The following is an 11,538-nucleotide window of genomic DNA, read 5'->3' on the forward strand; positions in this document are numbered from 1 at the left end:
TGCCGCTGAGGAAATTCATGTCTCCCATCTTTATGCTGGATCCGTGAGAATCCTTTTGCGCGTTGCTCATCGCATTCTCCGCATCACTCCCAAAAAATCCTTCGAGAAACACGTCTACTCATCGGTGAAGTTCGCGGCGGATCGCGACGTCGCCGACTTAAGAACCCCTCCGACTGAGCAGAACAGCCTAACCCATTGATATCAGGGCCGGATCTCCAAGAATCTGTTCCCTAGTTGTTTGCGGGGAGGAAGAACAGTTTTCCGGGTATAATCCGGGAATTGGCGCGTCTTGTTCCTGCGAAGCGTCTTACAAACAATGCGGGCGACGTTCTCGACAAACGCCGCCCGACTAGCCTGGCGAAGAGATCTAGACCATCCCCCACAAAGGGGGAAGTCTTCGCTCCCTCCAGGCACCCTGTTAATCACTTGCGAGATGTCGTTTCTCGCCACTGAGAAGGCGTGTCATGTCGGATAAGCTCGCAGTGAACTTGTGGGGCGCGAGTATCCGCGGAAGGCTGGACGGCCATTGCCCAGCGCGATGAGGGATACACTGTCATCACCGCGAGTAATGCAGACCAAGCTGTCGCGATCCTTGAACGAGACCTCGATATCAACGTGGTCTTCACTGATATCGACGCGCCCGGTTCAATGGATGGCCTTCAGCTTGCCGCCGTGGTCAAGGATCGTTGGCCGCCAGTCGACATCGTAACTGCCAGCGGCAAACACCGGCCGATGGCAGGCGAGATGCCCTCCGATGCGGTCTTTTTGCCCAAGCCTTATCCGTCGGGAGACGTACTCAAAGCCCTTGAGGTGGTAAATCGCCATTGGGATGCCAATTCAGGCAATCGCGCGCCTTGGAACTAGGCGGTTCCACGCTCGTTTCCTTCCATCATGCCAGGAGGAACGCCGTGGACAGTCTGTCAAACCGTGGCCAGCCCGACCATAGCAAAATCAACATGCACGAGGCCCATGAGGTCAAATACTGGACGCATCAGCTGGGCGTCACGCGTGATGAGCTTCAAAAGGTCGTCGATAAAGTCGGTAACTCGGCCGCCGCTGTCCGCAAGGAGCTGGCGGCATGAGGCCGCTGGTTCGGCGTTGGACGTACGAAGATCTCCAGAAATTGCGGGTGCTGATAGCCCAGGGAGCGTCAGCGGCCCGCTGTTCTGCGGCCCTCAGCCGCTCGGAGTCTTCGGCGAAGAAAGCTGCACATCAGCTCGGCGGAGAGTTGGCAGGCGTGCGCGAACTGAAAGCGAGGCGCCGCGAAATGCTGCAACGAGACGAGGAGAGCCTCCGACCTGGCCAGCGACGAAACGACGGCACGTACGTCTAGCTTCAGGAGGCCAGCTTGAAGCGAGGTCTGCACCGATACGGTTTCGCGTGGGTAACGGGTGGCTTCTTCATCATCTCCCTGATTGGCCACTGGGTCTTCGGCTGGTTTGCCTACGTCAGCGAGCAACAGACTTTGAGCCAGTCTCCCGAATTCTCGGGCTACTTCGTCGAGATGATGAGGGACACGCTGGAAAACTGGCAGTCGGAATTCCTGCAGCTTCTTTGGCAAGTGGCCGGACTTGCGCTGTTGCTCCATGTCGGCTCGCCTCAATCGAAAGAAGGGGACGACCGCATGGAGGCAAAGTTGGACGCTATCCTGATCGCCGTCGATCCCAACGGCGATAAAGCAATCAAGAAGATCGACGAAAGATACGAGGGACGCCACACGGATACGGAGCTGGCCCGCCTGACGGCTGAGCGGGAAGCATGACTCGCATCCCCCCGTCGGACGAACGCGATCCAGAGGACGAAGAGGATGTCGTGCTGCTCCTTTCTGCAGCTGTCATCTTCACGCTCGGGTTAGCCGGCGTGCTCGCGTTCTACAACTGACCCTGCCGAAGCAATGTGTTGTCACGTTTAGACATGTGGCGCATCATTCTTGAATGGATTGGACCAAGGGCACCGGAAAGCGGAGAGGAGGGCGACGGCCTGGTGCTGGGCGTCCTCGCGGTACTGGTTCTTACGGTGAGCCTACCGTTCTTGTTCGGATTCCTGTTAGCCTAGTCGAGAAGGTTAAGCGCTTTATTGCGCAACGCGGGCGCCAGCGTGCTCTGTACGACATGGAGCGTTTTAATGAGCCTGCTTCTGCGACCTTCGCCCGCGCCCTCAATGAGAAGATGGTGCGATAGGCCGCAAGTTCGTCCTTGGTCTGGATCTTGGAACCTCGCTCGGCGTTGCACGGGTATTCACCGAGGGAGAGATCGATGCCCAGACAGTTCGGCTTGAAGCAACCATCGGCAGTCGCACAGTCGGCATCGCCGGGATCGCCAAATGCTTTGCAGGCCCTGACTGCATCGGCGTCTGCATCGAAGAGCCATTCTCCGGTCAGCTCTCCAGCGTCAAAGCACTCTTCCCAATGCTTGGAGCTCCCATCCTCGCCTGCGAGCTGGAGGGGCTCCTGTGGTCAGCAGTCCATCTCGCTCTACTGAAGAAGCACGCGACCGGGAAGGGCAATGCTAAGCAGCCTGAGATGCAGGCTGCGGCTACGGCTCGGTGGGGGCGTTTGTTTAAGAGCGGATGAAGCAGATGCCGTTTGGGCCGCTGCTTATGCTATGAATAGCGATCTGTTCGTTTAGGGGGCAAACATATCTAGACGAGGAGCGCCATGGCCCGTTCTCGGTACGAGCGCAACGTCGGCCTTATGATACTGGCGGGCTGCCTGATCGTAGAAGGCGGTATCCTCACCTATGTCGTCTGGAATGCCGTGTCTGACGATGACGTTGGTATTGAGCAGGTGCCTTTTGCCCTTTGGACTTCGGCCGCAGCACCGTTCTCAATGGCTTTGATTTATGGCTGCGTCAGGTTACGAGAGCGGGGCAAACGGCCCGGCTAAAGGCGCGTGACCAATAATCGGCTCAGCCGAAACGGTGAGATTTCTTAACTGCCAACTTTTTGCCGGGAGCACTTTTCTCGCGGGGGCGCCGACGATCTCGCCAATCGCAGGCTTGCGGGATGCCTTCTTTACCGCTTTCTTCGGTGTCTTTGCTGCTGCTTCTTCGGCATGAGTCCCCGCTGCCCTACAAATTATTCGGCAGAATGCCCGGTTCTCGCTAGGCCCGCTTTCATCTCCAACTTGATCTCCGCCTGACGAATTGTCGCGGCCCGCTCCAACTCTGAGTGCCGTTCAGCTGAAGGAATGCAGCGTAGTGGTAGGCGCGCTTACGTGCCTTCGTACCGGGATATCCCAAACTTTTGGGGACGATGGATCTCGTCGTCAAAGGAATAATCGATTTGGCAGTATTCCACTGCCACAAGAGCATGCTGGGCACCATCATCAACGAGATGTGGACCCGCTCCAGCTAGAAGAAGAATATGAAGTCCGGGGTCAACATGCGCGGCCTGCCGCTGGACAGTCGGGGCGCCGCCCGGGAGAACAATCTGTCCTTTGAGGGGACGGCCGCCCGTTAGTCCGAGGCCTGCGACATCTGTGCTGAGCAACTAATTCTCAACGCCGATGTTGTAGGCCATCGTCGGCTGTGGAGATGAGTTATGCGTACCGTTATTCTGTGTATCGGCTTCCTGACCCTTGCCGGGTCCGCGCCGGCACAAACCATCCTTTTCCGTGAACCTCACACTCTCAACCCATTCGCCGTGGTCTACGTCCAAGGCGGCAATTGCTCGGCAGGGTAGGTGATGAAAGTGACCAGCGTGGATCGTCGCCAGCGAAAGCGGACCTGCGTCACTCTGGACACAGCTGTCCATTGAGCAGTTTGCGGCGGTCTGCCCCGTTCGCGATTTCGGAGGCGATTGTGGTCACGCTCCTGGTTGTCGGGACTTACCTAGCCCAGCTTTAGTAGCGCCGAAGCCTTTTCGTCAAATTCCGGGATCTGCGCCCTGAGCTGCCGGATGCCCGCCAGTCTAATCCCGTGACGACGTGCGACCTTGGCAATTGTCGTCTTGCGCTGTTATTCGAGGTCTCTCGGACGATGCATCGGCATCGATGGCGCCCGAAGGTGCGTGACGCCGAAAGTAAACTAAACGCTGACGAGCACTTTAGGCGTTGACGTCGGCAGGCGTGCCTGTGAGGCTTGTCTTGTGGCTGTATTCGTCCAGTACATGGAGATGGCGTCGATTGCACGTGGCGCATCTCTCTGCCAACGTGAAGTGGTCTCACCTCGCTCATGCCAATGAACTCAGCATCAGCTGCGGCAAAGACAGGCGTTCCTTCAGAAATGAAAAGTGAGAAAAGCTCGAGCCCTCAGTCGAAGTCCGGATTTGGCGCAAAGTGGACGTTACGATGAAGCGGCCCGACGGTCTGCCCACACTTAGGAAAGTTCCTTGGCTCTATTGGTATGGCCGGAGCCGGACTCGTTTTCGCTCTCGTAAGTAATGACGCTGATATCTCCACTGCTTTCGAGGCAAGCAAGCTTGACGATTTCTAGCTTCTCCACGCCTTGCGTCCGTAGCAGCGATCTCAATTCGTCTTCCGTTACGAGCTCCTTACGCATGTTACGTCGCAGCATTCGCCCATTTTCGATAAGCTTGACCTTGGGCGATGTGATCAGGATTTCCAAAGCGGGCACGCGATAGGCGAGCCATTGCAAGCCATAGCTCCAGAACATCACGGTGCAGATCAGGATCGCCGCTTCCGTAACGGACTCGTTGCGGCCCAGTGCATCCGTTGTAGCCTCGACGATGAGCACGACGACCAGCAGGTCGGGAATGCCAACTGCTCCGGCCTGCCTGTTGAGGAAAAAGCGCAGGATGAAGAACAACAGGAAGTAGATGAGCGTGCCGCGTAAAATTACCTCGGCAATAGAATTCTGCGGAACGAGAATGGACGACCAGTCGATCACCTCGGGGCCTCGGAATGCTATCGATTGTACTGCCGCAGATCGCAACGGCCGAGGAACGTGCAGGGTTCCCCGTGACGTCGAGCCAGGTCAGCGTTTCGGGGCGCCTTACGCCTCAGACGACCGTGCCGAGCGCCGTTCCGATCGCAGCGCTCGCGCAGCCCGGCAGGAGAAATGATGGAAGCGATGTCCAGGCGACGCCGACCACCGACAAGAAGGTCAGGATCAGCGCGGCAGTCCGAAGCCAGCTGTTGCCCCGTCCTGCGCCTCTGGCAGTAACTATTGCCGTCATTGCAAGCCCGAGAAGCGCATTCATCGTCAACACGATGACAATCCACCCTATATTTGACCGCGTGTTCAGGATCCCGGAACAGATCATTGCCTCAGCGGCGTAGACGGCTGAGAGATGCAAGAACCAGATCAAGGGAGCGACGGCGATCCGAAGCAGGTCGGCAAGCGGCCGGACTGTCATGAACATCACCCCGCAAGTCTCGGAAAACCATGCACGAGCAAGAGGCCGAGCAGGCTTTGCCCAGCCGTGTAGTAATAGAGTAGGGCAAAATTGTCGAAGACGACCCGCCGTTCGGCGTCGAGTCGGCCAGCAGCACCGCGCGCGATGGCGAATGTCGCCATGACCACCACAGGGAGCGTCAACTGTGTCTGCAGGAACGCTCCCATAAAGACCATCGCGCCGTGGGCGTCGGCATCCGGTCGCAGGCCGGACAGCCAGTGGCTGGACACGTCGTGAACGAGCGCCGCAATGAGCGCGGCGCCGGACAGGACGGTCAGCAAGGCGAAAGCCCAGCCGCTTCGTGTCTCGTTGGGCAGCAGACGTTTGGCCATGACGACGATGGCGCTGCCGAGTACGAGGACGACGGCGGAGATGACCGGGGATTGCAGCGGCGCAAGCGCATGGGGCTTCGGCCAGAATTGGGGCGAGACGGTCCAGAGATAGAGATATGAAAACGCATAGGCCAGATAGAGCGAGCCTGAAACCAGCATCAGGATGATCATCGCCCACCAGGAATGCGACGACGATCCGGTTGCATAAGTGGGAAGCGTGATGCCGCCACCGACATCAACGGAGGGCAGCGGCTTCGGATCGCTGTCCCACATCCAGACGAGGATCATGATGACGGCGAGCAGGCCGCAGGCGAGCGCCATGGCGGTCGCCTTGGCAGTCAGCAGCATGAAGAAGGCCGCGGTGAAGATCGCCGCCAGCAGTGGTGTCCAGCCCGGCCCGGGCAGCCGCAGAATATATTGCGGAATGCCGTCGATCGGCGAGGTGACGATGGTTTCGCGCCGCCCCGTAGCCGTCCCCGGCAGATAAAAACGGCCGGCATCGACGTTCTCTGCCAGTTTCGGCTGGTCCCAGAGCGGGTCGGCGCTGGTGACAATCGGAATGCTTCGCGGGCCGTAGGTGCCATTGGGCAGCCACTCCAGCGAGGCGCCGTTCCAGACGTTCCCTGCCGTGTCCGCGATGCCGGGGCGTAGGTTGCGGATGAGATCGAGAACGAACAGCAGGACGCCGGCCGCAAACAAGAAGGCGCCGATGGTGGAGATCATGTTCAGGACGTCCCAGCCCATGACTGACGGATAGGTGTAGACGCGCCGCGGCATGCCCATCAGGCCGGTAAGGTGCATGGGAAAGAACGCGACATTGAAGCCGACGAACATTAGCCAGAAGACGGCGGTGCCAAGCCGGTTGGACAGCGCGTGGCGGCTGAACGCCGGCGCCCAGTAGTAGAACGCAGCGAACAGCGGAAACACCATGCCGCCCACCAGCACATAGTGAAAATGCGCGACGACGAAGTAGGTGTCGTGGGCTTGCCAGTCGAACGGGACCATCGCGACCATCACGCCGGTGAGCCCGCCCAGCGTGAAAATGAATAGAAAGCCCAGCACGAACAGCGACGGCGGCGCCCAGCGCAGCCGCCCTGTTGCGATCGTGGCGATCCACGAAAAGACCTGAATGCCGCTCGGCAATGACACCGCCATGCTGGCTGCCGAAAGGAAACTCAGCGACAGCGCCGGAATGCCCGTCGTGAACATGTGATGGACCCAGAGTCCGAAGCTGAAGAAGCCGGTCGCGATCAATGCGACGACCACCAAACGATAGCCGACCAGCGGTGTGGCGGACATGGCCGGCACGATCATCGACACCATTCCTGCTGCGGGCAGGAAGATGATGTATACCTCGGGATGGCCGAAGAACCAGAACAGATGCTGCCACAGCAGCGCATCGCCGCCTTTGGCCGCGACGAAGAAAGGCCACCCGAATGCTCGTTCCAGTTCGAGCAACAGCGTGGCAAGGATCACGGCTGGGAAGGCGAACACGATCATGCCGGCGAAGATGAGCATGGTCCAGGCGAACATCGGCATCTTGTCGAGGGTCATGCCGGGCGCGCGGGTGCGCAGCACGCCGACGATGATCTCGATTGCGCCGGCGATGGCCGAAATCTCGATGAAGCCGATTCCGAGCAGCCAGAAATCCGCGCCCATGCCCGGCGAAAACTGCGCGCTCGTGAGCGGCGGATACATGAACCAGCCGCCATTCGGCGCGAGATCGAAGAACAGCGTGCTGAAGAAAATCAGACCACCGACGAAATACGCCCAGAATGCAAAGGCGCCGAGACGCGGAAAAGGCTGGTCGCGCGCGCCAAGCATCTGTGGCAGCAGCAGGATGCCCATCGCCTCGACGACAGGTACGGCGAACAGGAACATCATCACGGTGCCGTGCATCGTGAAGATCTGGTTGTAGGTTTCCTGACTCAGAAACGTGTTGCTCGGCACGGCGAGTTGCAGCCGCATCAGCAGCGCCAGAATGCCTGCCAGAAGGAAAAACAGCAGGGCGGTACCAACATAGAAATAGCCGATCACCGTGTTGTTGACATCGGTGACGATGCGCCACGATTTCGGGGACGCCCAGATGGCCTTGAGCGCGGCCTCTTCTCCGTGGGGCCTTGGGAGTGCATTCGGAAATTGCACGGCGGTGTCAGCCATCCTGGTCGTTCACCTTGAGCGTTAAAAGATAGGCCGACAGTGCGTCCACGTCCGCCGGCTTGAGAATGCGAAACTCCGGCATCGGATTGCCGGGCTTGATGTGTTGGCCCTCGGTGATAAAGCGCTTCAGATTGACGTGGTTCAGCGGCAGCGTGTCTATCCCGACCGAGCGCCGCGATCCGATATGCGTCAGGTCAGGTCCAATGGTGCCGGTGGCGGCGGTGCCGCGCACCGCATGACAGGCACCGCAGCCGGCAGCGATGAACAAGGAGCGCCCGCGCTCGTGATCATCGGATTGCGGTGCCAGGGCTGGCGCGGCGGCGCGCCGGAGCCAGGCCGTGTACTCGGCCGCGGGCATCGCGATCACTTCGAACGACATCAGCGCATGCGGGCCGCCGCAATATTCCGCACATTGCCCGCGGTAGATCCCGGGTCGCTGCGCCATGAGCCGCAGACGCGTCTTGCGACCGGGAATCATATCGACCTTGCCGCCGAGGCTTGGCACCCAGAAACTGTGAATGACGTCGGCCGACTTCAACGCGAAGTCCACGGGGATGCCGACGGGGACGCGAATTTCATTGGCGCTTGCGATCGGCTTGCCGTCGGCGCCGGAATAATTGACGCGCCACCACCATTGTTCTCCGACGACCTCGATCGCAACAGTGTTGTCGCTACGCGTCACATCGAGATGGGACCGCATTACCCAGACGCCATAGCCGAGCAGTACCGTGAGCGTGACGACTGGAAATACGATTCCGAGAAGCACGATGGCGTTCTCCTTGGCCAGCCATCGGCGCATTCGCTCCGGCCCCGCGATGGCGAGCCATAGCGCTGCGATGACGATGGCCAACACGGCGGCTCCGAAGCCGAACAGCAGCCATGCCAATGTGGCGATCTGTTCGGCCTGCACGCCCTGCGGAGCCAGAACCGATTGCACGTCACGGCCGCAGCCGCCGAGACCGATCGCAAGTGCAAGCAGGCCGCCGCATGATCTCGCGCGCGTCATTGGGCGGGCTTCCGCGTCTCGGGAACAACCGATGCGAAATAGGCCGAGACGTCTTCGATCTGGCGGTCATCGAGCAATCGTGCGATCGGTGCCATGATCGCATCATTGCCGGTGCGCGCAGTCAGTCCGCCCTTCCAGAGCTTCAGCCGGTTGACCATATAGGCTGCGTTCTGGCCGGACAGGCGCGGATAGGCCGTAATTGACGAGGCTGTGTGGCACTCTGTGCAAGCCGGAATGCGTGCAGCGGGATCGCCGCGTGTGGCAATCAGAGATCCACGCTCAATGGCGCCAGTATCCGCCGGCGTGTCCGCTGCATCGAGTGCCTGGAGCTCGGCATAATAGCGTGCAACCCGCTTACGATCATCGGGAGAGAGGTCGCTCGCCAGGGGCTGCATGATGCCGCTTGGGCGCCGTGCATGCGCGTAATCTTCCAGAGCCTGCATCAGGAAATCCATCGGCTGGCCGTGCAGGACGGGCACCAGGGCGCTCGTCGGTCCGCGTCCGGCCTCGCCGTGACACCGCGCGCACGCGCTGACCGCCTCGGACGTGCCCTCGGTGGTGGCGATCTGGCGTCCGCTCTGCGCGGGAACCGACAGACCGCCGAGCGCCATCTTGCGATAGGCGGCGGCGTCGAGCGTGGGCAGGCGCTTCAGAAAGGCAACGAGCGCCCAGACTTCATCGTCGCGCTCGGCGGCGGGCCACGCTGGCATGCCCGTATATTTCAGTCCGTTCTTCACGATCCAGAACAGGTCCTGTGCGCGCCATTCGTCGTTCACGCCGGACAGGTCCGGCGGCGAGGGCAGCATGCTCTGTGCGATCGGGCTGATCGCCACGCCGGGCGCGCCGTGGCAGAAAGCGCAGCCGTTATGAAAATGGGCGGCGCCGAGTATCGCGAGATCGCTGCTGTCGAGCGGTGGCACTTCGATGCCGAGTGAATGGGTTCTCACCGAGTTGTGCATGCCGAAGGTGAGAAGATGGTTAGTGATTGTCCAGTGACCGCGACTGGCGGCCACGTTGTACAGTCCCGACCATGCGAACATGAAGCCGCTGATCGCGACTGCGCTGGCCGCCATGAGAACGAGCTTGATCGTCCATGTAAGGTGGGACGGGAAGTTCATCCGACCGGCGCGTTCTGATGCGCTGCGCTTGCCGGAGAGGGCCGGGGCGTGATCAGTTGCACAGTGATGATGACGGCAGCGACCAGATAGCTGAGCGGGCAGGCGGTGATCATCAGCAGGCCGGCTAGGTGCTGATCGTCGAGTGAAGCGGCAGCAGGCAGTGCGGCTACATGTCCGGTATGGCCTGTCGATGCGTAGAGCGTCCGGGGCGCGAAGATGAGCAAGGCTGCCAGCAGGCACGCCAGCTTTCCGGTCAGCAGTAATGCCGGAATGGTCTGCCAGCGTACATTCGCGGAGGTCGTCAACAAGGCGAGCCAAAACGTTAGTGCAGCGATGAAGAGTGTCCCCTGTGTCAGGCATGTCAGCGGGAACGAATGCGTCACGACGTCATGGACAGCGGGCGCATGCCACGCCCAGAAGGCCACGATCTGGATCAGCGAAGCCGCCCATAGGCCTGAGGCAGTCGTCTTGAAATGTCTGGCAAGGGGGTAGAAGGCGGCAATGAGGACCGCGACGCTCGGTGCGACCACGTTCATGGTCGCGATATGCAACATCATATGCGTTGACAGGTGTCCAAGATCGTAGATCAGAAGGATGAGAAATCCAGAACAGAGGACCACCGCGGCGCTGACAAGAGCGGGTGCAGACAATGGTGTATTGATCGCACAGCCTGTCTGAAGATGAAGACGCAACGTGAAGCCTCAGTTCGATCCGAAGTCTATGGCAGACTAACGAGTGGGACGTGCAAATCAACGCCCCCTGTCGATGCACCGCGCGAAGCAGTGACGAGGCAACGCAAAAGAACTGCAAGCCTGTTGGAACTCTTCCTGCGGTTCCTAATTGGTCTCATTGCGGCCTCGCAAAGTGGACGGCCTTTGCGTCGGGCTTGCTGAGCAGTCGCATATTAAAAACGGAAGAAGGTCGGTCCATGGTCGCAACTGTGACATCGATCATTGAGCGTAGCGGTGTGATCGGTATCTTCCTTCTTATGTTTCTGGAGAACGTCTTCCCGCCAATCCCCTCCGAAGTGATCATGCCGTTGGCGGGGTTTGTTGCCTCGCGCGGGAGCCTCAACATAGTCAGCGTGATTGTCGCCGGAACATGCGGCACGCTCCTCGGAGCTTTTTTCTGGTACGGCGTCGGACGATGGCTGGGCCAAGAACGACTGAGGCAGTTTGCCGTCCGCCACGGACGTTGGCTCACTTTGACGGCGGACGACGTCGATCGTACAAACCGCTGGTTCAACCGGTGGGGCGTGCTGACGTTGATCTTCGGTCGTATCATCCCGGGCGTCCGAACTCTCATCTCGGTGCCGGCCGGGGTCTTTCACGTTCATCCCGGCAAATTTATCGCTCTTTCCACAATCGGTTCGCTCGCATGGAGCGCCACGCTCGCTTTGGCGGGATACGCGCTTGGAGAAAACTACAGCGCCGCTTCTGGACTGGTTGAACGAGTGGGGACAGCCGTTTTGCTTGCAGTAATCGCGGTCTATTTGTATCGCGTTGTCACGTTCGATCGAAAATGATCGCGAGTGCTTGTTCAGGAATCGGGAAGGCTTGTTGCGGAA

General features: G+C 59.8%; 12 protein-coding genes and 1 pseudogene. 7 read left to right on the forward strand and 6 right to left on the reverse strand.

Annotated features, from left to right (window positions below; all coding sequences use genetic code 11):
* The 6 genes and pseudogenes from ACIQ17_RS24660 to ACIQ17_RS24685 form a co-directional block, all read left to right on the forward strand.
* Positions 1-199: hypothetical protein (locus tag ACIQ17_RS24660; RefSeq protein ID WP_398471887.1), on the forward strand; the 199-nt coding region annotated here is incomplete at its 5' end.
* 320 nt (positions 200-519) lie between these two features.
* A pseudogene (locus ACIQ17_RS24665) lies at positions 520-864 on the forward strand (response regulator); the annotation flags it as partial.
* A gap of 44 nt (positions 865-908) precedes the next feature.
* Positions 909-1,082, forward strand: coding sequence for a DUF3606 domain-containing protein (locus tag ACIQ17_RS24670; RefSeq protein WP_398471889.1), 174 nt, complete (start codon positions 909-911; stop codon positions 1,080-1,082).
* 266 nt (positions 1,083-1,348) lie between these two features.
* Positions 1,349-1,762, forward strand: a complete 414-nt coding sequence (locus tag ACIQ17_RS24675; protein WP_398471891.1) for a DUF6766 family protein — start codon at positions 1,349-1,351, stop codon at positions 1,760-1,762.
* Complete coding sequence (locus tag ACIQ17_RS24680; RefSeq protein WP_398471892.1) at positions 1,759-1,881, forward strand: hypothetical protein; 123 nt, start codon at positions 1,759-1,761, stop codon at positions 1,879-1,881. The genes ACIQ17_RS24675 and ACIQ17_RS24680 overlap by 4 nt, the downstream gene beginning before the upstream one ends.
* Before the next feature lie 775 nt (positions 1,882-2,656).
* Entirely contained in the window at positions 2,657-2,884 is a 228-nt protein-coding gene (locus ACIQ17_RS24685) for a hypothetical protein (RefSeq protein WP_398471894.1), read from the forward strand.
* Positions 2,885-4,316: 1,432 nt separating this feature from the next.
* On the opposite strand, the gene ACIQ17_RS24690 is transcribed toward ACIQ17_RS24685, so the two are convergent.
* From ACIQ17_RS24690 to ACIQ17_RS24715, 6 genes are all read right to left on the reverse strand, one after another.
* The gene (locus ACIQ17_RS24690) at positions 4,317-4,847 is read right to left on the reverse strand and encodes a DUF421 domain-containing protein (protein WP_398471895.1); all 531 of its coding nucleotides are present in this window, start codon (positions 4,845-4,847) and stop codon (positions 4,317-4,319) included.
* 112 nt (positions 4,848-4,959) lie between these two features.
* On the reverse strand, positions 4,960-5,316 hold the full coding sequence (locus ACIQ17_RS24695; protein ID WP_398471896.1) for a hypothetical protein: 357 nt from the start codon (positions 5,314-5,316) through the stop codon (positions 4,960-4,962).
* A 5-nt stretch (positions 5,317-5,321) separates the two neighbouring features.
* Positions 5,322-7,832 (reverse strand): cytochrome c oxidase subunit I, encoded by a 2,511-nt coding sequence (gene ctaD / locus ACIQ17_RS24700; RefSeq protein ID WP_398471902.1) that lies wholly within the window; start codon positions 7,830-7,832, stop codon positions 5,322-5,324.
* Positions 7,833-7,839: 7 nt separating this feature from the next.
* Entirely contained in the window at positions 7,840-8,853 is a 1,014-nt protein-coding gene (coxB, locus tag ACIQ17_RS24705) for a cytochrome c oxidase subunit II (RefSeq protein ID WP_398471897.1), read from the reverse strand.
* Entirely contained in the window at positions 8,850-9,926 is a 1,077-nt protein-coding gene (locus ACIQ17_RS24710) for a c-type cytochrome (protein ID WP_398471898.1), read from the reverse strand. The genes coxB and ACIQ17_RS24710 overlap by 4 nt, the downstream gene beginning before the upstream one ends.
* A 41-nt stretch (positions 9,927-9,967) precedes the next feature.
* Positions 9,968-10,663: a cytochrome c oxidase assembly protein gene (locus ACIQ17_RS24715; protein ID WP_398471899.1), complete on the reverse strand. Its 696-nt coding sequence runs from the start codon at positions 10,661-10,663 to the stop codon at positions 9,968-9,970.
* A 236-nt stretch (positions 10,664-10,899) separates the two neighbouring features.
* On the opposite strand from ACIQ17_RS24715, the gene ACIQ17_RS24720 reads away from it, so the two are divergent.
* A complete protein-coding gene (locus ACIQ17_RS24720) occupies positions 10,900-11,496 on the forward strand; it encodes a DedA family protein (RefSeq protein ID WP_398471901.1) in 597 nt (198 codons plus the stop codon).
* Positions 11,497-11,538: the final 42 nt, after the last annotated feature.

Origin of the sequence: Tardiphaga sp. (assembly GCF_044340795.1) — a bacterium.
Classification (GTDB): Bacteria; Pseudomonadota; Alphaproteobacteria; order Rhizobiales; family Xanthobacteraceae; genus Tardiphaga.